Genomic DNA, 23,604 nt, shown 5'->3' on the forward strand with positions numbered 1-23,604 from the left:
TCCGGGGCACGAGGGGACGTCAGCGGCGCATCAGGTCGCGGATGTTGACCACCAGCAGCACCACGACGATGAGCACGATCGGCACCGTGACGGCGATACGCCAGTCCGCGATGAAGGCGACCACCACCCCCACGATCAACCCGATGGCCACCGCGGCGATCGCCAGCCCCGTGAGGTACTGGAGGAAACGGCGACGGGCCACGGAGTCGATCGCGGCGAACAGCAGCACCACGCCGAGCATCGCCCACAGCGTCATCTGCCCGCTGAGCAGGAAGAGGGTGAGCGCGAGGGAGAGCAGGAGCAGGGGCGTGCTCAGCGCCACCCACAGGTGCAGGAACCGGGTGCTGCGCTGCTCGCCCGAGGCGTAGGGCATGTGCGGCGCCTTGAGGTGCCCGGTCGGCGAGGGCACCAGCGGAACGTCGCTCGCGAGGGCCCGCAGGTGGGCGTCTCGCTCGTCCGTGGTCAACGCCCGCCTCTCGTAGATCTCGGCGAGCTCCCCCTCCAGGTTCTCGATCTCCTCGGAGTACTCGCGGGCGCGGGGACGGGAGGAGGCCTCACGGGCCAGCACCAGGCGCGCGGACTCCAACCTTCGGATCCGGTCCCGTCGCTCGACGATCTCGGATTCGTACTCGCCGATCCGTTCGTCGAGGGCCCCCACATGGGAGCGCAGCTCGGCCCGCGCCGCGGCCTCGGTCGGCGCGACCTTCTGGAGACCGACCCAGGCCAGCGGGTCGGCCCAGGAACGACGGATGGTGCCGTCCCGCTCGTAGCGGGGGCCGCTGGGCGCGCGTTCTCCGTCGAAGAAGTCACGGGTGTCGCGCCCCCACAGTCCGCGGAAACCGTGGACCCAGGGGGTGTCGTCGTCGATGAGGACGGCGTTCCACTCCCGGTCGCCGCCCGGGCCCAGGCGTTCCCCGTCACCGCGCGCGTAGTCCACGAAGGGGACGCCGATCCCGTGCATGGCGCTGTCCGCGCGGAAGAGCCGCCGGCCGAGGCTGCGCCAGGCGCTGACCAGGCCCCGTAGGAAGGAAGGGTCGACCTGGATGAGGTAGTCGCCGGGGAGCATCTGGTGGGAGTGCGAGCCCGCGCCGACGTAGATCATCGGGTGCTCGCCGTCCCGGTGCAGGTCCGGGTCCTCCCAGGAGCGGCGCAGGTCGTCGCCGTGGTATTCGTGCGAGGAGGCCCCCACCCAGACCGGCCGGGTGGTGCCGTCGGGGTTCTCCACCACGTAGACGGTGACGCGTTCCCAGTCGGCCTCGTGGTCGTTGACCCCGCCGTAGATGGTGCGCCAGTCGTTCATCGCGTAGAAGAACCAGTACTGGAGGACGATGTAGCCGCCCTCGCGGGTGACCCGCCCGTAGTAGGTGGCCCCGCCGTTGTCGACCCGCTCGCGGTAGCGGGTGACCGCCGCGAAGGTGACCCCGCCCGGGACCGCCCCTCGGACGAGCAGCGAGATCTTCATCAGGATGTCGAGGACGCGGCCGAGGACGCCGACGGCGGCCAGACGGCCGCTCTTGGGGATGACCGAACGCGCCATGCCCTTGAAGCGGCGGGCCTCCTCGCGCAGGGTCTCCTCCTGCACGAACCTCAGGTGCTTGTGACGGTGGGGCCACTCCTCCTCGGCCCGCGCCAGACGGTCCAGGGTGAGCTCCCCCGCGGGGACGATGACACTCTCACCTCCGCCGGGCTCCTCGATCCAGAGACTGCAATTGCGTACGTAGGCGTCCACGTCGGTGGGGAAGAAGAGCTCTCCCTTGGTGCACATGAGCACCGGCTCGTGGGCGCGCAGAAGTTCGAGGTTGGTTTTCGCCGCCATGATTGGCACCAAGCTAGTACATACACGGGCCCGAACGCGTTGCGCGGGGGTGTGTCCGGGGCGTGGGCCGGCTCATGTCCACGTGTTCTCCGCCCCTCGTCCCTTCCGCTCCACGGACCCTTCACGAGGGACGGGTCAGGCCGCCTCCACGGTCGGTTCCCGGAGCGTCCCCGGAGGGGGAACGGGGTCGGAGGCGCCGTCCTTCGCCCCCGAACCCGTTCCGGTGCGGTATTCGCGCACCACCTTCCTCTCTGGGACGGCGGGGCCGCGGGCCTGGTCCCCTCGGGCAGCGCCGATCCCGGCGACCACCACCAGCCCCATGCCCACGAGCTGGACCGCGACCGGGGCCTGGCCGATCACGATCATGCCCATCACCAGGGCGACCGCCGGCTCCAGACTGGAGAAGGTGCTGTAGGCGGTACGGCTCATCCGCTGGAGGGCGATCATCTCCAGCAGGAACGGCACCATCGGGAAGAGCAGCGCGATGAGCAGCGTGAAACCGATCAGACCGAGGTCGGGGTCGACCAGCGCCCCCGGAGCCCCCAGCGGCGCGGTCACCACCGCGCCCACGGTCATGGCCAGGGCCAGCCCGTGCACGGCGCCGAACCCGGCCCCCACCCGCTGGGTGAGGACGATGTAGCCGATCACGCAGACCGCTCCGGCCAGCGCGAACCCCAGACCCACCAGGTCCAGGTCACCCTGCCAGGGACGGGTCAGGCAGATCACGCCCACGACGGCGGCGACGATCCACACCAGTTCCCTACGACGGCGCATCGCGGCCACGGCGACCACGAGGGTGCCGAGGAATTCGATGGAGGTGGCGGTGCCGAGTTCGATCCGCGCCGTCGCCTCGGAGTAGAACAGCATCATCCCCGCGCTCGCTGTGCCCAGGATCACCACGGCGCCCAGCTCACGGCGGCTCGCGGCGCGTACGGCACGCCACAGGGAGCGGCCGCCGAAGGCCGTCAGGAGCAGCGCGGCCCACGTCAGACGCAGCCAGGTGACGGTGGCGGGGCTCGCGTGTTCGAAGGCGGTGACCGCCAGGGAGCTGCCCGTGTGCAGCGTGAACATGCCGATGAGCAGCATCATCGGCGCCGGGATCTGGAATCGGGCACGGCCGAGGGAGGGGAGGTATGAGCGGATCACCCGACCATTGGATTGCAGTCCTCCGTTTCTGTCCACGAACCGATGGTGGATGAACCGTGTAGTTTCGGTTGATGGACTTCACTCGGCTGCGTCTACTCGTGGAACTGGAACGACTCGGCACCATGGCGGCCGTGTCCGAGGTCACAGGCATGAGCACCTCGGCGGTCTCCAAACACTTCTCCGTCCTGGAGAAGGAGGCCGGGGTGCCCCTCCTGGCGCCCGACGGCCGCCGCGTCCGGCTCACCCCGGCGGGGCGGAGGCTGGCCGAGCACGCCGTGGACATCCTGGCCCGGGTGGAGGCGGCCCAGGCCGAGTTCGAGGGGGAGGGAGCCCCTGTCGGCCGCGTCGACCTGGTCATGTACACCTCGGCCGCGCCGATCGTTCTGCCCGCCCTGCGCCGTTTGAGGAACGACCACCCCGGGATCGACATCCATCTGACCGAGTACGAATCGGAACAGGCGCTGGATCTGTTGCAGGACGGGGAGGCCGATCTGGGGGTGGTGTACCAGTACAGTCTTCTCCCCCGACGTTTCCCGGGAATACTGACGGTATATCCGATGGGCACGGAGAGTCTCCTGCTCTCCCAGCCCTCACGAGGGGCGGACAGCCGCATCCTCACCCGGCGCCGCCTGCGCGAACTGTCCGACGCGGCGTGGATCGCCAGCCCCTTCCGAGGGGACGAGGAGGCATTGGTGCACCGGATGTGCGCCGACGCCGGCTTCACCCCGCGCATCGTGCACCGGATCGACACCCTGGAGCTGTTCGAGGAACTGGTGGCCACCGGCATGGGTGTGGGGGTGGTGCCCAGGCTGTCCACCACCACCCGGCGCGGGATCGCCCACGCCCCCGTGGGGGAACTGGGCGGGGTCCGACAGGTGTACCTGGCCGGGCGCACCGGCGGCTGGGCCTGGCGTCCGATCCGGGTGGTGGCCTCCTACCTTCGAAGGGCGGCCGAGGACGTGCTCGACGACGTGCCCCCGCTGCCGTTCTGAGGCGCGGTCAGCCCGCTATCGCGAAGGGTCCCACCGAGGGGACCGGCACCTTGCTGGCGGCCTCTCGGACCGCGGTGAGCAGGGGTTCGGGCGTGGCGCCCGCACGGGAGAGCACGAGGATGTGGCGTCGGGCGGTCTCGCGTACCCCGCGCACCACGATCTGGGGAAGGTTGAGCCCGGTCCAGGCCAACCGGGGCATCAGGGCCACGCCCAGCCCCGACTGGACCATCGCGAAGACGGCGCTGAAGTCGTCGACGGTGTGCACGACGCGCGGCTGGAAGCCGGCCTGGTTGGCCGCGGCGGTCACACAGGCGTTCCACGCGGTGCCCGGAGCGGACATGATCCAGTCCTCGTCCGCGAGGTCGTCGGCCAGGTGCAGGCTGGTCCGGGTCGCCAGGGGGTGCTGGTAGGGCAGGATCGCGTCGAAGAGCTCGACCATGACCGGGTCGCTGCGAAAATCCGGGTCCCCGGCCGGGGGCAGGTGGCTGGTGGACATGGTGACGGCCACGTCCAGACGGCCCGAGCGCACCATCTCGGCGCTCTCCTCGGGCTCGGCCTGGACGACCTCGAAGCTCCAACCCGGGTGGCTGTCGCGCAGTCGGGCCAGGGCGGGGGCCACCAGGTCGCTGATGCCGGTGGAGAAGGAGCCCACGCGCACCACGCCCCGGTCGCCGTCGGCGTACTCGGCCAGGTCGGCGGTGGCGCGTTCCATCTCCGCGAAGATCACGTGGGCGCGTTTGAGCAGCACGCGCGCGGCACCGGTCAGCAGGAAGCGGCGCCCCTGGCGCTCGACGAGGGGGACACCGGCCTCCTTGGCCAGGGCGGCGAGCTGTTGGGAGACCGCCGACGGCGTGACATTGAGCGCCTCCGCGGTGGCGGCCACCGTGCGATGGTGGTCGAGGGCCTGAAGAAGCTGCAAGCGCCGAACGTCGATCATGTGTCCCAATTTATGACAGAACGCCTGAATATCGACGTGGTTTCGGTCCGATGACGACTTCTTTGCGGGTGATTCCCTGCACATCGCCCGACCACCCCCACCACCACGGGCTTTGGGGACACCAGGAAGAAAGATTGCACTTTCTTCTCCTTTAGTGATCACATGCCGGGTTTTCTCCGTGTCATGGCCCCCAGCGCCTTCCCCGACACGTACAGTCGGACGCACAGCTCAACCACGGATCCGCTTCGAGCGGCATCCTGGGAGACCAGTGCCCAAGTCGGTGGAACGGGTGAGAAGAAAATGCAAAATTCGCTGATGACCAAACCTCGACCTGGCAGCGTCGACGTTCTCGGTTTCCGCTACCTCGGTGCTCACGAGGTGGAGGAGCTCGCCGACCTGTGGGGCGCCCTCCACCAGCAGCACACGATGACCAACCCCCACCTCGAGGACATCATCAGCTCCGTCGGCCTGGACGAGTCCTGGCGACGACGCCGCGCCCAGTACAAGGCGTGGCTGGCCGACCCCGAGACCATGGCGATCCTCGCCGAGCACGACGGAGACCTCGCCGGCTACGCGATGGTCACCATTCGAGAGAGCTCCCAGGGCAGCTGGGACCGGGGCGAACGCATCGCGGTGGTGCAGACCTTCGCGATCGACCCCGAGTACACCGGCACCGGGGTGGGCTCCAAGCTCCTGGAGGAGATCCGTAGGCAGCTCGCCTCCATGGGCGTCCGGGACATCGAGTTCTCCGCCCTGGCCACCGCCTCCGAGGACATCGACTTCCTGGAGCAGGAGGGCTTCCGTCCCTTCGTCACCACCATGGTCTGCCGCGTGGACGGTTTCGGCGCCCACGACTGACCCTCTCGGTACAGGCCCACAGAACCGGCCCCCGCGCGGTCTCACCCACGTCCCGCGCGGGGGCTTTCCCATGCCCCGGCGACGCCCCGCGACACACCCCGGCACGTCGAGGCCGAAAACGCTACGCTCGCCCCGTGGCCTCCTCCGACTCCAGCACCTGTGTCTTTCCCGGCTGTACCCGACCGGTACCCCGCGGTTCCTCCCCTGGGCGCCCGCCGCAATACTGCGACCTGCCAGAACACACGCGTTGGCGGGCCTGGAAGGAACGCCAGCGGCTCGCCCAGGAGGCCGAGAGCGCCGAGAACGACGCCCGCGCCGAACGCGAGGAGCGCTCCCCGGCCGCCCCGCCCCGCGACGCCGAACCGGTCACCACGGCACGTCTGCGCGCCGACGACCTGCTCACCCGCTTCGCCGTCCAGACCGAACAGCTGGAGACGACCCTGAAGGCCGCCACCGAGGCCTTCGCCACGATGTCCGACCCGGCCGCCGCCGAGGCACAGGTGGAGGCGGCCCGTCTGGAGGCCTCCCGCCGGATCTCGGAGGCCGACTCGGCCCGTCTGGAGGCGGAGAACCGCCGCCGCGAGGCCGAATCGGCCCGCAGATCGGCAGAGGAGGCCACCGAAGCGGCCGTCGCCGCCACCCAGGACGCCGAACGCATGACCGAGGAGGCCCTGCTCCGCCGGGACGCCGCCGAGGCCGAACGCGACCGTCACGAGGAGGCCGCCCGAACCGCGCTCCTGGAACGGGACGCCGCGACGGCCGAGGCCAACGCCGGTCTGGCCGCCGCCGAACGCCGGATCTCCGAGACCGTCGAACGGGCAAGGGCCGAGGCCGAACGCGAACGCGCCGAGGCCGCGCGGACCCTGGACCGGGCCCGGAAGGAGGCCGAGGTCCTGCGCGAGGAGCTCGCCGAACGGTCCCGCCTGCTCGACCAGGCCGAACGGGCCGCCCGTGACGCCCTGGCCCGCGCCGAACGGGCCGAGGATCTGGCCCACCGGGCCGCCCGGGAGCTGGAGACCGAACGCGAACGTCTGGGCGCCGAACTGGACCGGGCCCGACGGAGTCTCGAATCGGACCGTGCCGCCGCCGAGGCCGAACGCGAACGCCTCACCGCCGAACTGGACCGCTCCGCCGCGGACCGGGAACGGCTGTCCTCCGAACTGGAGGGGCAACGTCGCCAGGCCGAGATCACCCTGGCCGAGGCCCGAGAGGCGGGGGCCGCGCGGCTCTCCACCGCCGAGGAGGCCCGTGACCTGGCCTTGGAGCGGGCGGAACGGGCCGAGGCCGAACTCCGGGCCCTACGTGAGAAGGAGCACGAAGAGGCCGCTCCCCGGTCCGGCTGACCCGGCCTCCCACCCGAGAAGTCCCGTTCGTACCGATATCTCGGCTTAGGATGGGGGCCGTGCGAGATCTGGGAACCACTGGTGAGACCGGCCCGATGCCTCTGGGCGAGGGCGGGTCCGACCGGGGACCCGAACGCGCGACCGTGGGCGAACGCCCCCGCCCGCGCGTGGACCTCAAGGCGCTCTTCGGGCTGGAGACCGGCCACTGGGCCTGGACCACCGCCGTCCAGGCCGCCATCGCGATGACCGTCTCCTTCGCCCTGGCCTCGCTCCTCTTCGGAGCCCAGGTCGGCACCCTGGCCGCGCTGGGCTCCATGACCGTCCTGTACGAGAAGAAGACGCCCTACGCCTACCGCGCCGCCGCCCTGGCCCTGGTCGGGCTCGGCTTCGTCGCCGCGGTGGCCGTCAACTCCCTGGCCGCCTCGCTGTCGCCCTGGGCCGCCGTGGCCTCCATCGGCCTGACCGCCGGACTCGCCACCTGGGTGTGCGCCGCCTGGCGGGTCGACAAGCCCGGCCCGATGTTCTTCGTCCTGGTCGCCACCATCTCCACCATCGCGCCCAGCGGCGTCGCCGACGTGCCCCTGCACGCGCTGATCGCCGCCCTGGGCGCCGCGGTCGGCTGGACGGTGTCGATGTCCGGCGCCCCCTTCCGCGCCCGCCACCCCGAGTACCAGGCGGTCGCCGGGGCCTACCGGGCGCTGGCCACCCTGCTCCGCGCCGTGGGCACCCCCGAACTCGACCACGCCCAACACCAGGCGTCGGTGGCCGTGGCCGACTCCTGGCGGATCGTGCTGCTGGGCCAGACCCGCGGCTACCGCACCACCGCCGAGGCGGCCCGGCTCCGCGCCCTGCTGCGCTGGGTCTCCGACATCCACCTGTCCGCCACCCAGGTGTGCATGGCCCGCCCCACGCCCCTTCCCGACCAGGCCGCCGAGTTCGCCGACCGGATGGCCGTCGCCGTCGCCGACCCCTCCCGCGCCCCCGACCCGGAGTCCCTGGACGAACTGCGCCGCGGCATGCGCCCCCGATCCCTGGAGGCGCGTCTATACAACCTGCTCTCCCGCGCCGCCCAAGCGGCCCGACGCAGCGCCCAGGAGGAGGACGAACGCCGCACCGCCACCCTGCACGACGAGCGCTACCCGGCCCTGTGGTCGGCACTGCGCTCCAGCCTGAGCCGCGACTCCCTCATCCGCCCCACCGCCATGCGCATGTGGCTGACCGTCACCGCCGCGGGGGCGTTCGGTCTGTGGCTCGGCCTGGACCACTACTACTGGGTCGCGCTGACCACCACGTCGGTGCTCCAGGCCGGAAACGTGGTCCTCACCCTGAACCGGTCCGTGCAACGCTCGCTCGGCACCCTGCTGGGGGTCCTCGCCGGAGCCGCGCTGATCATGTCGCACCCGCCGCTGTTCGTGGTGATCGTGCTGGCCGGACTGTTGCAGGGAGCCACCCAGCTGGTGGTCGCCCGCAACTTCTTCTACGCCTCCGTGCTACTGACCCCGATGGCGCTGATGCTGTCCTACACCGCCAACCCCTACCCGGTGAGCGACCTCGTGGTGTCCAGGATCATCGACACCCTGGTCGGGTCCGCCTTCGGTCTGGCCGGGTCACTGCTGCTGTGGCGCAAGGCCTCCGCGACCCGGCTCCCCCAGGCCATCGCGAACGTCCTGGAGAAGACCCGCCAGTGCATGCAGGCGGTACTGGACCCGGACGTGGAGATCACCGAGGAGCGCCGCTACCGGCTGCGCCGCGACATGCGGGCCGCCGCCGTCAGCCTCCGCGGAGTGTACGAGAGCGCCATCGGCGATGCCCCCAAGGCCGCCTCCACCCGCCCCCTGTGGCCCGTGGTGGTGGCCACCCAGCGCATCGGCTACCTGGCACTGGCCGCGCTCTCCCAGGACCGCAACCCCGAACCTGCGGGCGCCATCACCCTCCAACGGGTGGACCTGGCCTTCCAGGAACTCATCGTGGCCATGGAGGAACGCCGGACCCCACGTCTGGGCGCCCTCCCCCGCCTGCCCGCCTACCCCAGGATCAACATGGAGCTGCGGGCGCTGGCCAACTCGATGACCAGCGCCGTCGCCCAGGACGAGCGCGCCGCCCAACAAGAGGCCGAACGCCGCGCCCGCCGCGAACGCCGCCGCGCCCAAGACGACACCGACGCCGACCTGTAGGTGCCCGTCCGGGCGCCGAGGGAGGCTGGAACCGGCCCCGGGTGGTGAGCCCCCTCCCCTACTCCACGAGGGCGAAGGCCCGGACGGGGAAGGCGGCCATGCCGCGGACCTTGGCGGGGACCGCGTAGAAGGTGAACCCTTCGGCGGGCAGCCGGTCGAGGAGGCACAGGTGGGTGACCACGGGGATCCCGCCCGCGAGGAGGACCGCCTGGACGGGGCGTGAGCCCTCGGTGATCGGCGAGGTGTCGTCGACGCTGGTGGAGTCGATGCCGACCAGGGTGACACCGGCCTCGACGAGGGCCTTGGCGGCGGTCTCGGTCAGGTGGGGGTGCTCGTAGGTCCCGTAGGTCTCGGTGCGCCAGTGTCGGTCCCAGCCGGTGCGGAACAGGACGGCGCGGCCTTCGAGGTCGCGTCCGGCGAAGGCCTCCGGGCCGATCTGTCGACCGTCGGTGGCGTCGACCACGATGCCGGGCAGGTCGGCGACGCGTTCCAGGTCCAGGTCGGCCGGGTCGGCGGCGTCCCGGTAGGGGTGGGCGGGGATCTGGATGTGGGTGCCGGTGGCTCCGGGCAGGGTGACGTGGCCGCCACCGTCTCCGTGGCCGGGGCTCTGGCCCGCGAAGGCCGAGCTCTCGCGGATCTCCGGTCGGGGGATGCCGGGGACCGTGACCATTCCGTCGGTGATCTGGTGGCTGACGTCGACCGGTTTCGGCATGGCTGTGTTTCCTCACTCGCATCAGGAAGAGGCCCTCTGACCCTGGCCAGAGGTCTAGACCATCAGCCTAGCGCGGGTGGCCTGGATCACGACAGTGCCACGAGGCGGTCTTCGACCACCACGCTCCCGCTCCGACCACCGCTAAGCTCGATGGAGTCGTCGCGGGCCACCGCTCCTCCCGGCCCCGCCACCTCCACAGCACACCCTCACCCACCGAGAAGGGGCGACTCCATCGTGTCACTTTACGGAGCGGCCAAGGCCGTCGTCACACCCGCCACGCGCGTGATGTGGCCTCAGCGTGTGGAGGGGCGTGAACACATCCCCGCGAGCGGACCGGTGATCCTGGCCGCCAACCACCTCTCGGTGATCGACCCTCTCTTCATCGGTGTGGCCTGCCCCCGCCAGGTGCGCTTCATCGCCAAGCGCGAACTGTTCGACGAGAGCACCTGGGCGAAGAGGCTTCTGGCTCGGGGCCTGCGCGCCCTGGGCCCCCTGTCCGTGGACCGGCGCCCCGGCCAGAGCGCCCAGGAGGCCATGGACAACAGCCTGGGCGTCCTGGAGAGCGGTGAGGTGTTCGGCATCTTCCCCGAGGGCACCCGCTCCCCCGACGGCCGCCTCTACCGGGGCCAGACCGGGCTGGCCTGGCTGGCCCTGACCACCGGCGCCCCGGTGGTCCCGGTCGCACTGGCGGGCACCGGACGCATCCTGCCGCCCGGACGCAAGATGCCCTCGTTCAATCGGGTGGGCGTGCGCTTCGGCGAACCGGTGGACCTGTCCCCGTGGAAGGGCCAGGCGGGTCGGGCCCGTCCGCGCCGCGAGGCGACCGACGCCATCATGGACGCGATCGCCAAGCTGTCCGGGCAGGAGCGGGTGCCCAGGTTCGCCGCCTCGGTCAAGGCGGAACTGGAGCAGCGGTGACTTTCCCCACACCGACCTCGGGGCTCATTCTCCCTTGAAGGAGCGTTGACCACAGACCGAAGGGCCTTTAACCCGGCCCCCATCCGGCCTCTGGCCTGCGATCCCGCCCCGGGAGAGCACACGGGGCGTCACCGACGCCCCCGCGGGAGTGAGCAGAATTCCCCACCTTTATAGTGGGGTATGCCGGTGAAGGCACCGGATAGATTAGGCAAGCCTTACCTTGAGATGGCGTCCGACCCTGGCGCGAAGACTTGGAGTTGTGCGATGACGCGACCACTGCGAGTGGGAATCGTGGGTGCGGGCCCGGCGGGAATCTACGCCGCGGACCTGCTCACCAAGGACGAGTCCCTATCCGCGAGCGGCACGTCCGTCAGCATCGACATCCTCGACAAGCTGCCCTCCCCCTACGGACTGGTCCGCTACGGCGTGGCCCCCGACCACCCCCGGATCAAGCAGATCCAGGGAGCCCTGCACAAGATCCTCGACAAGCCGGAGATCACCTTCTACGGCAACGTCGAGTACGGCGTCGACCTCAAACTGGAGGATCTGCGCCACCACTACGACGCCGTCGTCTTCGCCACCGGCAGCGATCGGGACCGTCCTCTGGACATCCCCGGCGTCGACCTGCCCGGTAGCCACGGCGCCGCCGACTTCGTCTTCTGGTACGACTCCCACCCCGACGTCGACCCGTCCTGGCACGTCGACGGCACGAGCGTCGCCGTGATCGGCGCCGGCAACGTCGCCGTGGACGTCGCCCGCATCCTGGCCAAGGACGCCGACGACCTGCTGTCGACCGACATCACCGACAACGTCTACGAGGGCCTGCGCGCCAAGAAGATCACCGACGTGCATGTGTTCGCCCGTCGCGGTATCGCCCAGTGCAAGGCCACCCCGATGGAGCTGCGCGAGCTGGACAAGCAGCCCGGCGTCGAGGTCCTGGTCTACGCCGAGGACTTCGACATGGACGAGGGCAGCCTCGCCGCCTGCGAGGAGTCCAACCAGGTCAAGACCAACGTCAAGGTCCTCCAGAACTGGGCCATCCGAGACCCGCGCGGGGCCGAGCGCCGCCTGCACCTGCACTTCCTGCACTCCCCGGTCGAGATCCTGGGCGAGGACAAGGTCACCGGCCTGCGCACCGAGCGCATGGAACTGGCCGGCGACGGAAGCGTCAAGGGCACCGGCGAGTACGTCGACACCGAGGTCCAGGCCGTCTACCGTGCCATCGGCTACCTGGGCTCGCCCCTGGTGGACCTGCCCTTCGACGAGGACCGCGGTGTGGTCCCCAACGACGGCGGCCGGGTCCTGGACCTGGACGAGAAGCCCGTCGACGGGGTCTACGCCACCGGCTGGATCAAGCGCGGTCCTGTGGGCCTCATCGGCCATACCAAGGGCGACGCCCTGGAGACCGTCACCAACCTGGTCTCCGACCGCGACTCCTTCACCCCCGCGGTGGAGCCCGACCCGGCGGCCTTCCGGGCCCTGCTGACCGAACGCGGCGTCGAATACACCACCTGGGAAGGGTGGCAGCGTATCGAGGCCCGTGAGGAGGAGCTGGGCGCCGAGCGCGGGCGCAAGCGCCTGAAGCTGCTCACCCGTGAGGAACAGACCAACGTCGCACGTCAGGCCTAGCCACGTGTGAGTTCCCGGCCGGCCCCGCGCCCCTCTGCGGGGCCGGCCCTCTTCTTCCCACCCGTTCCGCGTCCGCCCGGCACCGTGAGATAGCGCATGCGTCTCTCCCGAAGTTCGTGGAACAAGACCCCGCGTCGATGGGTTAGAGTCACTGTTGGTCGGTGTGGTAGCAAGTGTCCCCCGGGCCTCAACTATTGCCTTCGCGGAATACCGCGTTCGGCTCCCGCCCTTCGGGGCGGGCCGACCGAACGGCCAGGAGCCCCGTTGTGCCCCGCGCCGAGAGGCGACCGCCATGCCGACCATCAACCTCGTGCCCCGCTCCCACCGAGGTGGGAGTGGGGCATCGTGTTGTCTCCAGGAAACGTAACGAAGGACGGTCACAGGCGTGGACGAACGGTCCCCCCGGCAGCCGGATTCCTCCGGACCACCCGACTACACGGGTGGTTCCGAGGCAGGTCGGCCGCGCCCGGAGAACCCTTACCGCATCCCCCAGCGGCCACCGGGGGCTCGCCCCACGGACACCGGCGACTTCGGCCTCGAGCATCCGCGTCCCGCGGACCCCGTCGTCCCGCCCTCGTCCGAGCCGAGCCTCCCCGCCGCCGAGTCGTGGGACCCCCGCCCCGGTCGACACGACCCCATCACCGAGCCCTGGGAACTGCCCAGGGAACCGGACGGCCCCGACCAGCGCCCCGAGCGGATCGATCTGGACGACGTCGCGCCCGAGCGCGAGGAGCGTCGTTGGGACCCTCCGCTTCCGCCGGAGCCCGCCCGCTGGGAGCCGCCCTCGTTCCAGGGCGAGTCCTCGATGGGCGAACGGCCCGCGCCGGCCGGGGGCGACGGCCCCTCCGAGCCTCCTCTCTGGGAGGCGTCCTCTCACCGGGACGCTGTCTCGACCGACGCGTGGCCCGCGTCCACCGAGGAGAGCGCCTCCTCCGAGACCACCGGATGGGAACCGGCCCCCTACCGGAGCGAGGCCCCGACCGGCGAATGGGACACCGCTCCGACAGAGGAGAACGACGCCCCCTCCGAGCCCTCTCTCTGGGAGACACCCTCCTACCGGAGCGAGCCCTCGACCGGTGAACGGGGCACCGCCCCGACAGAGGAGAGCCACTCCCCGGAGCCCCTCCGTTGGGAGACACCCTCGTTCCAGAGCGAGCCCCCGACCGGTGAACGGCCCGCGCAGGCCGAGGAGCCCACCGGATGGGAACCGGACCCCTACCGGAGCGAGCCCTCGACCGGCGAATGGGGCACCGCCCCGACCGAGGAGAACGCCTCCTCCCCGTCCGCCTTCGACGACCGTCCCTACCCGGACGCGGTGTCCAACGAGCATCAGGCCGCTCACGAGACGGCGTACTCCCCTTCGGCCCCCCACTACTCCGAGCCCGGGGAGCCCTCCTTCTATGAGGAGCGTTCCGACGGGCACGACCCGGTGCCCGTACCGGTCCCGGTCGGCCACGGAGAGACGCCCTACGGCGGACAGCCCGCCTACAACGGCGACACCCCCTATCCCGGATCGGTCCCTCCACCCGCCGAGGACGACGGGTCCACCGCGGCCGAGCCGCCGCGGAGAGAGGGCTATGAGTTCCTCTACAGCGGCCAGGGGCCGGGCGGGGCACAGGGCCCCGGCGGCCCCCAGGGTCCGGACGGACCCGGAGGACCGTACGGGCCGGACGAGGACCCCTACGACGGTGACGCCTACGACCCGGGGCCGCCTCCGGCGAAGAGGAAGTCCCGCCGTGGCCTGCTCATCGGCGTGATCTCGGCCGTGGTCGTGCTGGCGCTGATCGGCGGCGGCGTGTCCTGGTACATCTACACCATGCCGCAGCCCGAGGAGGCGGTCGCCGCCTACGAGTCCGCCTGGGAGGAACGCGACTACGCGGCCCTGGCCCAGGTGACCACCGGTGCCGACGCCGAGGAGATCCTCGGCGGGATCGACGCCGGTCTCGGTGTGGACGGCGTCGACGTGGAGATCGGCGCCCCGGTCGTCGACGGTGGCGCCGGTACCGCCTCCTACGAGGTGACCCTCTCGCTCACCAACGCCGACGACTGGGGTTGGGAGGGCGAACTGCCGCTCGTGCGCGAGGACGGCGAGTGGCTGATCGACTTCTCGCCCGAGGTCGCCTATCCGGGGCTGGGCGAGGACCAGGTGCTGGTCCGCACCACGGTGTGGGGCGAGCGCGGTCAGATCCTGGCCGCCGACGGCACCCGTCTGGACGCCCCCGACGTGTCCGGTTCGCTCCAGATGATCGCGGGTTCGGTCGGCGAGGCCGACGAGGACGACGTGGAGCGTCTGGGCCCGGCCTACAGTGTGGGCGACATCGTGGGCAAGAGCGGGCTCCAGCGCACCTACGAGGAGCGGCTGGCCGGCGAGGCGGCGACCACCATCCTGATGGTCGGTTCCGCCGAGGCCGAGGACCCCGACTCGTTGGAGGCGACCGAGGACAACACCGTGGCGACGTTGGACGGCTCCGATGGCGAGTCCATCACCACCAGCATCGACATGGGTGTCCAGAGCGCGGCCGCGAGCGCCATCATCGGCGCCGACGATCCGGCCGGTCTGGTGGCGGTGCGTCCGTCGACCGGGGAGATCCTGGCCGCGGTGAACGTCCCCGGTGGGTTCAACCGGGCGTTCGAGGGTCAGTACCCGCCCGGTTCCTCGTTCAAGATCATCACCTACAGCGCGCTGTTGGAGAACGGTCTGTCCATGGACACGACCATGGACTGTCCCGAGGAGTACGACCTGGGCGGCTGGCCGTTCCGTAACGCGGGCGGCGCCGAATACGGCGACCAGACGGTGACGGAGGCGTTCGCGACCTCCTGCAACACCTCCCTCGTTCAGGAGGTGGAGCGCTACCTGTCGTCCGACTCGTTGCAGGCGGCCGCCGAGCGGTTCGGGATGAACGCCCCGCTGGACATCGGCGTGCCCGTCCAGGAGCCGAGCTTCCCGCCCGTGGACAGCGCCACCATGCTGGGCGCGCAGAGCATCGGCCAGGGCCAGATCCTCACCTCGCCGCTGCACATGGCCACGGTGCCTGCGGCGATCGCGGACGGTTCCTGGCGGCACCCGGTGCTGGTCACCGAACCGGCCCGGGAGGACCTGCCGGAGCCGAACGCCATCGGTAACGCGGAAACGCTGCGTCCGATGATGCGCGCGGTGATCACCGAGGGAAGCGCCAAGAGCGTCGACTTCCAGGGTGAGGTGTACGGCAAGACCGGTACCGCCGAGTTCGGTACCGCCGACGACGCCGACGAGGACGACGAGCTGCCCAGCCACGCGTGGATGGTGGGTTACAAGGGCGACGTCGCCTTCGCCCTGGTGGTCGAGGGCGGCGGTGGCGGTTCGGCCGTGGCCGGCCCGCTGGCCGCCAAGTTCACCAACGCGCTGTAGTCGAGTGCGCGATGGGCCCCGGCGATCTCCGGATCGTCGGGGCCTTCGTCATCCCCGGTGGGCGGCCGCGAGGGCGCGCGCGGCCGCCCGACGCCCGGAAGGGGCTTCGGTGTTCGTGCCCCGTCCGGTCAGTCGGCCGGGTGGACCGGCGCGGAGGAGCCGCCGGTGGCGACGGCCTCCGCGGCGAGATCCCCGCCCGTCTCGGTGCTCTCCGTGGCGCTCCCCGCCCGCGGGGTGTCCGGTCCGGGAACACTCGGTGTGAGGACGAACAGAGCGATCAGGAGCCCCACGGTGACCGCCGCGATCAGACCGCAGGCCACCCAGGGCTTCCAACTCCGCAGCCCGGGATCGACCGGGGCGTCGGGATCATCGCTCTCGAAGGACGACAACCGGTCGGCGAGCCTGGGAGCCTCCTCACTGAGCTGTCGCTCGATCTCGGCGAGAATTCTCCGCTCGTGCTCTCTCAGGGACATGGCACCCTCCTCGGCCGCCGGGGGAAGGACTGTCGTCACCGGGTGTCCTACAGTCTCCCCCGAGTGAGATCCGCTTATCCGAACACCCCCAGGTTCTGCATGCCCGTTTTCAGCGCTCTGACCTCGTATGAGATGTATTTTCGCGATTCGAGAGGTTTGTATCGCCCAGCGAGAGGAAGGGCTCCTCAGTCCGGGTAGCACTCGACCTCGGAGGCCTTCACCACGGCCCACACCTCGCTCCCCCTGGTCAGCGCCAACTCGGCCAGGGCCGCCGGGGTGATGTCGGCGGCCAGGGAGAGCCCGCCCTCCAGAAGCACCCGGACCTGATCCCCGAAGCGTTCGACCCCGGCCACCGTCAGCCGCCACGCGTTGCGCGGGCTTCCCCCCGGACTCTCCCGGTACAGGGCCACCGCCCGGGGTGGGAAGGCGACCAGGGCCGGCCCCCGGTGTCCGTCACCCGCCTCGACGCGCACGGGCCCCCTCCCGTCCTCGCCCTCCAGGGTCACGGTGGTCCCGGAAGCCTCGCCCCGGAAGAGGTTGAGCCCCACCAGCCTGGCGACGTAGGAGGTACGGGGGCGGCGGGCGACCTCCGCGGGGCTCCCCTCCTGCACCAGACGGCCGTCCTCGATGACGGCGATCCGGTCGGCCATCACCATGGCGTCGAGAGGGTCGTGGGTCACCAGGACGGTCGCCCCCTCGAACCCCTCCACCAGATGTCGCAGCCGTGAACGCACCGTCGCCCGGGTGCCGATGTCCAGGGCGGCCATGGGTTCGTCCAGCAACAGCAGCCCGGGACGGACCGCCAGGGCACGGGCCAGGGCCACCCGCTGCGCCTGCCCTCCGGAGAGACGTCGGGGTCTGGCCGAGGCGTACTCGGCCAACCCCATCTGCTCCAGGAGGTCCATCGCCAGCCTTCGCGCCTCGGTCCTCCCCGCCCCCTGGCAGCGAGGACCGAAGGCGACGTTGTCCAACGCGCTCAGGTGCGGCAGGAGCAGGTAGTCCTGGAAGACGACGCCGACGGGGCGATGCTCGACGGCGGTGGTGGTCAGATCCTCCCCGGCCAGGAACACGTGCCCGTCGGAGAGCGGGGTCAGCCCCGCCAGGGCCCGCAGGACCGAGGTCTTACCGGCCCCGTTGGGCCCGAGCAGGGCCAGGACCTCCCCCGGCGGACAGGTGAGACGGACATCGAGGGTGAACGTCCCCCTGCTCAGCCTGAGGTCGGCGTCGAGTCCTCCGACGGACGTCGGGGCGGGGTCGAGTGGGGTTCGGGGTTCCCGTGCGGCCATCAGACGCTCATCCACCTCTCTCGCAGGGTGGCCAGGACGGCCAGGGAGACCAGGAGCAGGACCAGGCTGAGGACGATGGCGGCCTCGGGGTCGCGCTGCATGGCCATGTAGACCGCCAGCGGCATGGTCTGTGTGGTGCCGGGAAAGTTCCCGGCGAAGGTGATGGTGGCGCCGAACTCGCCCAGGGCCCGAGCCCAGCACAGCACCGCCCCCGCGCCGATCCCCGGCAGGATCATGGGCAGGGTGACGCGGGTGAAGACGGTGACGCGCCCCGCCCCCAGGGTGGCGGCGGCCTCCTCGTAACGGCGGTCGGCGCCGCGCAGGGCCCCCTCGACACCGATCACCAGGAAGGGCATGGCCACGAACACCTGGGCCACGACGACGGCCGCGGGGGTGAAGGGCAGGGTGAGCCCGAACCAGGAGTACAGGTACTGGCCGACGATGCCGTTGCGCCCCAGCACCAGCAGCAGCGCCACGCCGCCCACCACCGGCGGGATCACCAGGGGGACGGTGACCAGGGCCCGGACCAGTCGGCGTCCGGGGAACTCCGTGCGGGCCAGCGACCAGGCCAGGGGCACCCCCAGGACCAGGGAGACGAGGGTGGCCGCGGTGGAGGTGGACAGCGACAGCCACAGTGCGGTCAGCACGTCGGGGTCGACGATCCTGCGCCCCATGGTGGCCCAGGGCGCGCGGACCAGCAGGCCGACGAGGGGCAGGAGCAGGAAGAGGAGCCCTATCAGGGCGGGCAGGACGAGGACCCAGGGGACCCGTGCGCTCCCGTTGCCGGAGGGGCCGCGACCGACTCGGGGCGTTGGAGCGGTCACGGCGTGCCGAACCCCGCTTCCCGCATGATCGGAGCCCCCTGTCCGGTGACGAAGTCGACCCAGGCCGCGGCCCGCTCGGGCGACTCGGAGTTCGCGAGCACGCCGATGGGGTACTCGTTGAGGGCCTCCTTCGCCTCGGGGAACCCGATCCCCTCGACCCGGTCCCCGGCGGAGATGACGTCGGTCTCGTAGACGAGTCCGGCGTCGACCTCGCCGAGTTCGACCTTGGTCAGGACCGCGCGCACGTCCTCCTCCAGGGTGACGGGGGCGACCTCCAGCCCGGCGGCCTCCAGAGCGATTCCGGTGGCGGTCCCACAGGGCACCTCGTCGGCGCAGAAGGCCGTCGAGACGTCCTCGGACGTCAGATCGTGGAGGGAGGAGACCCCGGCCGGGTTGCCCGGCGGCACGGCGATCATGAGGGTGTTGGTGGCGAACACCAGCCCCTCCTCTCCGTGTTCGGCGGCCCAGTCCGTGTCCAGGTCGCCGGCCTCGACGACCCTTTCCATCGTGGTGGTGTCGGCCGAGGCGAAGACGTCGGCGGGGGCTCCGGAGGCGATCTGCTGGGCCAGTTCGCCGCTGCCCGCGAAGTTGAGGACGACCGTCACCTCGGGGTGCTCCTCCTCGAAGGACTCCGCGATCTCGGTGAAGACGTCGGTGAGGGAGGCGGCGGCCATGACGGTGAGCTCGACGTTCTCCGTCCTCTCCCCGCCCCCGTCGCCGGAGCAGGCGGTGAGTCCCAGGGCCAGGGCGGCCGCGACGGCGCACGCCCGGTACACGCCCGTTCCGGCGCGGCGGGTTCTCGGGGGGATCTCAGGCATGCCGTCCTCCGGTGGACTCGACGATGACGTTGGTGGACTTGACGACCGCGGTGGCCGCGGCCCCGACCTCCAGTCCGAGTTCGTCGGCGGCCTCGCGGCTCATCAGCGAGACCACCCGGTGCGGCCCGGCCTGGATCTCGACCGAGGCCATCACCCGGTCCCGGACGATGCCGGTGACCAGACCCTTGAAACGGTTGCGGGCGGAGGAGACCCGGAGCGCGGGGTCCTCGTCGGTTCCGGAGCGCATGAAGTCGGCGAGTACGGCGCCGTCGAGGGTGCGGCGCCCGGAGGCGTCGCGCTCGGCGGCCAGTCGACCGGAGTCGACCCAACGGCGCACCGTGTCGGCGCTGACGCCGAGCAGTTCGGCGGCCTCACTGATCTGGAAGGTCGGCATGGAGGAGACCCTACTAGTCGCAGATGCAAGGATTTCAGGGATTTTCCCCTAGCAGATCCTAGCTTTCAGCGCCGATATCTGTCGCTTATACCAAGAGGGAACATGACAGGAGGGCCCGCCCCCTTGGGAACGGGCCCTCCTGTTCTCGCTCGTGGTCTCAGCCGCGAACGTCGACGATCTCGCCGACCGGCCCCTCCGCCCGGAAGTCGTCCAGGGCGGTGACCACGTAACCGGCCCCCTCCTCCAGGGGCTCGGTGTCGGTCAACGTGGGTTCACCGGTCATGCCGACCAGGTTCGCCGTGTCCAGAGCCGCGCAGTAGGCGTCGTCGTCGCCGTCCTCCAGCGCCCGGACCGCGTCGGCCGACAGGCGGTAGAGCGCGTAGAAGCGGGCCCCCTCGATCTCGTCCCACTCCACCTCGACGTTCCCGTCGACGAGTCGGGCGTCGACGTCGTCGACCGAGCCGACCCTGGGCCCCTCGCCCTCGGGGTCGGTCATCGTCGGAGGCAGCGCGGGGTCGGCGTAGTGGGTCTCCAGCAGGTGATCCACCGCGCCGGGGTTGTCGCGCATGCTCTTGATGGAGAAGTAGATGTCGCCGGCGACCTGGTCGAGTTCGCCCGAGTAGTCGAGCTGCGTGCTCAGCGCGTCGTCACCGGTCCATCCGCTCTCGCCGAGCCGGTAGGCGCCCTGGCCGACGTAGAGGTCGACGTCGGTGCCCTCGACCTCGTTCGCCCACCAGTCGGTCAGCGCCTCGTAGTCGGCGGTGGCGAAACCTCGCTCCCAGTAGAGCTGCGGGGCCACGTAGTCGACGGTCCCCTCCTGGATCCAGGTGCGGGTGTCGGCGTACTGGGCGTCGTAGGACTGTAGGCCCGAGCCGGGCGAACCGGACGGGTCGGTGGAGTCGTTGCGCCAGATGCCGAACGGGGAGACGCCGAAGCTCACCCACGGTTTGCTCTCCTGGATCCCACCGTGGACGTCGCGCATGAGCTGATCGACGTTGTCGCGCCGCCAGTCGCCCCGATCGTCGAAGTCGCCGCCGTACTCCTCCCAGGTGGCGTCGTCGTCGAAGGTCGCGCCCTCCTGCGGGTACGGGTAGAAGAAGTCGTCGAAGTGGATCCCGTCGACGTCGTAGCGGTCGACCACGTCCATGATCACGGAGGTCACCCACTCGCGGACCTCGGGGTTCCCGGGGTCGACGTAGGCCTCGGTGCCGAAGTCGACCAGCCAGTCGGGGTTGCGCTTGACGGGGTGGTCGTCGGAGAGGTTCTCCACGTCGGGGTCCTGAAGACCCACACGGTAGGGGTTGAACCAGGCGTGCAGTTCGAGGCCGCGCTTGTGGGCCTCCTCCACCGCGTACTCCAGCGGGTCGTAGCCGGGGTCGCCGCCCTGCTCGCCGGTGAGGTAGCGGGCCCAGGGCTCCAGCTCGGAGTCGTAGACGGCGTCGGCGGTGGGCCTGGTGTGCAGGAAGACCGCGTTCAGTCCCATATCGACGGAGTCGTCGAGCCACTCGTCGAGTTCGGCCTTCTGCTCGTCCGCGGACAGGCCGGGCTCCGAGGGCCAGTCGATGTTGCGCACGGTGGTGAGCCATGCTCCGCGCATCTGACGCTTGTCGTCGTCCGCCGGGCAGACCGCAGGGGCGGCGATGCCCTCTCCGCCCGGTGCGCGCGGGTCGTCGGAGGCCGGGTCATCGCCGGCGGAGCAGCCCGCCAGCAGTACCGTCGCCGTGGCGGCGGCCGCGGCCCACCGGCCTCCGGCGCGCGGCTTGGTCAGGGCCCGTGCCATGGAACGCATCGACCATCTCCTCAAAGGTGTTCGCGCGCCGCCGTCCCATGACGCCACGCCGCGAACCAGATTAGGACAAGATGTCAATTTTCAGACACGATTCGGCCAAGGTGTGGACAACGTCGCACCTTGGAGGGAACGGGAATGTCACCGAGGGTCAACGGGACACCCCGGTCCGGGCACGAGTCCTCGACCACGTCCCCTCACCGGTGATGCCTCGTTCCCGGCTCTCACCCCGCCCCTCCCCACCTGCGAGGAGCCGTGATCCGGACACGATGGCGACGTCCTAGACTCGATCCCTGTGAACGCCGCGTTGACCCCACCGAAACTGTTCGTCCGCACCGTCCCTCTGCGCGATCGCGCGGACGGCCTCGTCCGGCGGTTGCCGGAGGGGGCTCCCCTGGCCTGGCTGACCGGGGACGAAGGCATCGTCGGCTGGGGTGAGGCGGCGCGGTTCGACCCCGAGCCCTCCCCCGAGGGGACCCCGCCCACCGACATCACCCGTTTCACCACGGCCGCGCGCCGGTTCGCCGAACTCCTCGAACACGCCGAGGTGGAGGACGAGGTCGGCCTGCCCGGCACCGGCCCGGTCGCCTTCGGCACCTTCGCCTTCGCCCCCACCTCCGGCGGCTCCGCGCTGATCGTGCCCCGCGTGATCGTGGGACGGCGCGAAGGACGGTCCTGGCTGACCACCATCACCGACGCCCCCGGGGACCATCCGCGCGAACTGCTGTGGCCGGTCACCGAACCCCGCCCCGTCGGTCCGGTCGACTGGAGACCCGGCTCCCTCACCGACGTCGTGTGGATGGACACGGTCGCCTCGACCGTCGCCCGCATCCGGTCCGGCGAACTCGACAAGGCCGTCCTGGCGCGCGACGCCCACGCCGAGGCCCACTCCCCCATCGACGTACGCGTCCTCCTGGAGCGGCTGCGCACCCGCTTCCCCGGCTGCTTCACCTTCTCCGTCGCCGGCATGGTCGGCGCCACGCCCGAACTCCTCCTGCGACTGGAGGGGGACGAGTTCACCTCTCTGGTCCTGGCCGGGACCCGCCCCCGAGGCGTGGACGAGGAGGACGACCACCGTCTGGGGCGGGAGATGATGTCCTCCGCCAAGGACGTGGAGGAGCACGGCCTGGCCGTGGACTCCCTGCGCGCCGCCATGGAGCCCCTCACCGAGGAGCTCACCGTTCCGGCCTGGCCGCACCTGCTCAAACTCGCCAACGTCCAGCACCTGGCCACTCGGGCCCACGCGCGTATGTCCCCCGGGGTCGGAGCCCTGGAGGCGGTGGCCGCCCTGCACCCCACCGCCGCCGTGGGAGGGACCCCCACCGAGACCGCCATGCGATTGATCGCCGAGGTCGAGGGCATGGACCGGGGCGGCTACGCGGGCCCCGTCGGATGGGTCGACGGCGCGGGCAACGCCGAATGGGGCATCGCCCTGCGCGGTGCCCACGTGGAGGGCTCCCGGGCACGTCTGTACGCGGGCTGCGGGATCGTGGCCGGTTCGGACCCCGCCTCCGAGCTCGCCGAGACCGAGTCCAAGTTCCGGGTGATGCGCGAGGCCCTCACCGACCCCGAAACCTGAGACCCGCGCTCGGGCACGCGGTTCACACGCGTGAAACACGAGCACGACAGAATTCGGACATGAACGTCGAAAGCATCCCCTGGGACCATCCCGAGGCGTCCGCGCTGCGCGAAGGGCAGCGTCGGGAGATCGCCGTCCGCTACGGCACCCCCGACTCCGAAGCGGGCACCCCTCCCTCCGCCGCCGACATCACCGTGTTCGTGGTGGTGCGGGACGAGGACGGCACCGCCGTGGGCTGCGGAGGCCTGCGCGACCTGGGCGACGGTTCGGGTGAGCTCAAACGGATGTTCGTGCTGCCGGAGCGTCGAGGGAGCGGGGCCGCCCCCGCCCTCCTGCGCGACCTGGAGGGCCGGGCCCGCGAGTTCGGCTGGAGACGGCTGCTCCTGGAGACCGGAGACCGGCAGCCGGACGCGGTGCGCTTCTACACCCGGGAGGGCTACTCTCCCGTCCCCGCCTTCGGCTCCTACGCGGACGCGCCCGGCTGCCTGTGCTTCGGGCGGGACCTCTGACACGAACCGGCCCCGGTCCTCC

At 71.0% G+C, this 23,604-nt stretch carries 19 protein-coding genes; 9 read left to right on the forward strand and 10 right to left on the reverse strand.

Translation table 11 applies throughout. The annotated features are described in order from the left end of the window. Nucleotides 1-19: 19 nt before the first annotated feature. Together TR33_RS23860 and TR33_RS23865 are read right to left on the reverse strand one after the other, a co-directional pair. A complete protein-coding gene (locus TR33_RS23860; RefSeq protein ID WP_042285665.1) occupies nt 20-1,816 on the reverse strand; it encodes a hypothetical protein in 1,797 nt (598 codons plus the stop codon). Between the two features lie 135 nt (nt 1,817-1,951). Further along, complete coding sequence (locus TR33_RS23865; protein WP_017535182.1) at nt 1,952-2,962, reverse strand: EamA family transporter; 1,011 nt, start codon at nt 2,960-2,962, stop codon at nt 1,952-1,954. 71 nt (nt 2,963-3,033) lie between these two features. On the opposite strand from TR33_RS23865, the gene TR33_RS23870 reads away from it, so the two are divergent. Next, the gene (locus tag TR33_RS23870) at nt 3,034-3,954 is read left to right on the forward strand and encodes a LysR family transcriptional regulator (protein ID WP_017535181.1); all 921 of its coding nucleotides are present in this window, start codon (nt 3,034-3,036) and stop codon (nt 3,952-3,954) included. 7 nt (nt 3,955-3,961) lie between these two features. Here the strand turns inward: TR33_RS23870 and TR33_RS23875 are convergent, their stop codons facing one another. Continuing rightward, the gene (locus tag TR33_RS23875) at nt 3,962-4,891 is read right to left on the reverse strand and encodes a LysR family transcriptional regulator (RefSeq protein WP_014911988.1); all 930 of its coding nucleotides are present in this window, start codon (nt 4,889-4,891) and stop codon (nt 3,962-3,964) included. Nucleotides 4,892-5,206: 315 nt separating this feature from the next. Here TR33_RS23875 and TR33_RS23880 point away from each other — a divergent pair, with 315 nt between their 5' ends. The 3 genes from TR33_RS23880 (at nt 5,207) to TR33_RS23890 (ending at nt 9,266) form a co-directional block, all read left to right on the forward strand. Further along, nucleotides 5,207-5,749: a GNAT family N-acetyltransferase gene (locus TR33_RS23880; RefSeq protein WP_014912202.1), complete on the forward strand. Its 543-nt coding sequence runs from the start codon at nt 5,207-5,209 to the stop codon at nt 5,747-5,749. A 134-nt stretch (nt 5,750-5,883) separates the two neighbouring features. After that, nucleotides 5,884-7,092 carry a coiled-coil domain-containing protein gene (locus TR33_RS23885; protein WP_042285668.1) on the forward strand — a complete coding sequence of 403 codons (1,209 nt, stop codon included), beginning with the start codon at nt 5,884-5,886 and terminating at the stop codon, nt 7,090-7,092. A 95-nt stretch (nt 7,093-7,187) separates the two neighbouring features. Beyond that, nucleotides 7,188-9,266 carry an FUSC family protein gene (locus TR33_RS23890; protein ID WP_081536584.1) on the forward strand — a complete coding sequence of 693 codons (2,079 nt, stop codon included), beginning with the start codon at nt 7,188-7,190 and terminating at the stop codon, nt 9,264-9,266. Nucleotides 9,267-9,324: 58 nt separating this feature from the next. Here TR33_RS23890 and TR33_RS23895 read toward each other — a convergent pair whose 3' ends face one another. Beyond that, the gene (locus TR33_RS23895) at nt 9,325-9,978 is read right to left on the reverse strand and encodes a cyclase family protein (RefSeq protein ID WP_042285670.1); all 654 of its coding nucleotides are present in this window, start codon (nt 9,976-9,978) and stop codon (nt 9,325-9,327) included. A 234-nt stretch (nt 9,979-10,212) separates the two neighbouring features. Here TR33_RS23895 and TR33_RS23900 point away from each other — a divergent pair, with 234 nt between their 5' ends. The 3 genes from TR33_RS23900 (at nt 10,213) to TR33_RS27325 (ending at nt 15,913) form a co-directional block, all read left to right on the forward strand. Then, nucleotides 10,213-10,896 (forward strand): lysophospholipid acyltransferase family protein, encoded by a 684-nt coding sequence (locus TR33_RS23900; protein ID WP_014911110.1) that lies wholly within the window; start codon nt 10,213-10,215, stop codon nt 10,894-10,896. A 282-nt stretch (nt 10,897-11,178) separates the two neighbouring features. Continuing rightward, complete coding sequence (locus TR33_RS23905) at nt 11,179-12,525, forward strand: FAD-dependent oxidoreductase (RefSeq protein WP_017535178.1); 1,347 nt, start codon at nt 11,179-11,181, stop codon at nt 12,523-12,525. A 385-nt stretch (nt 12,526-12,910) separates the two neighbouring features. After that, nucleotides 12,911-15,913: a penicillin-binding transpeptidase domain-containing protein gene (locus TR33_RS27325; protein WP_017535177.1), complete on the forward strand. Its 3,003-nt coding sequence runs from the start codon at nt 12,911-12,913 to the stop codon at nt 15,911-15,913. A gap of 128 nt (nt 15,914-16,041) precedes the next feature. Here the strand turns inward: TR33_RS27325 and TR33_RS23915 are convergent, their stop codons facing one another. The 6 genes from TR33_RS23915 to TR33_RS23940 form a co-directional block, all read right to left on the reverse strand. Next, entirely contained in the window at nt 16,042-16,386 is a 345-nt protein-coding gene (locus TR33_RS23915) for a DUF3040 domain-containing protein (protein ID WP_042285672.1), read from the reverse strand. 185 nt (nt 16,387-16,571) lie between these two features. Beyond that, nucleotides 16,572-17,672 (reverse strand): ABC transporter ATP-binding protein, encoded by a 1,101-nt coding sequence (locus tag TR33_RS23920; protein WP_042285674.1) that lies wholly within the window; start codon nt 17,670-17,672, stop codon nt 16,572-16,574. Further along, nucleotides 17,672-18,496, reverse strand: coding sequence for an ABC transporter permease (locus TR33_RS23925; RefSeq protein ID WP_042285675.1), 825 nt, complete (start codon nt 18,494-18,496; stop codon nt 17,672-17,674). Before TR33_RS23925 ends, TR33_RS23920 begins: the two co-directional genes overlap by 1 nt. Continuing rightward, entirely contained in the window at nt 18,493-19,314 is an 822-nt protein-coding gene (modA, locus tag TR33_RS23930) for a molybdate ABC transporter substrate-binding protein (RefSeq protein ID WP_042285677.1), read from the reverse strand. Before modA ends, TR33_RS23925 begins: the two co-directional genes overlap by 4 nt. Further along, nucleotides 19,307-19,708: a TOBE domain-containing protein gene (locus TR33_RS23935; RefSeq protein ID WP_014908847.1), complete on the reverse strand. Its 402-nt coding sequence runs from the start codon at nt 19,706-19,708 to the stop codon at nt 19,307-19,309. The genes modA and TR33_RS23935 overlap by 8 nt, the downstream gene beginning before the upstream one ends. A 157-nt stretch (nt 19,709-19,865) precedes the next feature. Beyond that, nucleotides 19,866-21,497: a glycoside hydrolase family 10-like protein gene (locus TR33_RS23940; protein ID WP_042285679.1), complete on the reverse strand. Its 1,632-nt coding sequence runs from the start codon at nt 21,495-21,497 to the stop codon at nt 19,866-19,868. A gap of 292 nt (nt 21,498-21,789) precedes the next feature. Here TR33_RS23940 and TR33_RS23945 point away from each other — a divergent pair, with 292 nt between their 5' ends. Then, the gene (locus TR33_RS23945) at nt 21,790-23,073 is read left to right on the forward strand and encodes an isochorismate synthase (protein WP_042285681.1); all 1,284 of its coding nucleotides are present in this window, start codon (nt 21,790-21,792) and stop codon (nt 23,071-23,073) included. 59 nt (nt 23,074-23,132) lie between these two features. Continuing rightward, nucleotides 23,133-23,582 (forward strand): GNAT family N-acetyltransferase, encoded by a 450-nt coding sequence (locus TR33_RS23950; protein ID WP_014908975.1) that lies wholly within the window; start codon nt 23,133-23,135, stop codon nt 23,580-23,582. Nucleotides 23,583-23,604 lie beyond the last annotated feature (22 nt).

Source organism: Nocardiopsis alba, assembly GCF_000710955.1.
Lineage (GTDB): Bacteria > Actinomycetota > Actinomycetes > Streptosporangiales > Streptosporangiaceae > Nocardiopsis > Nocardiopsis alba.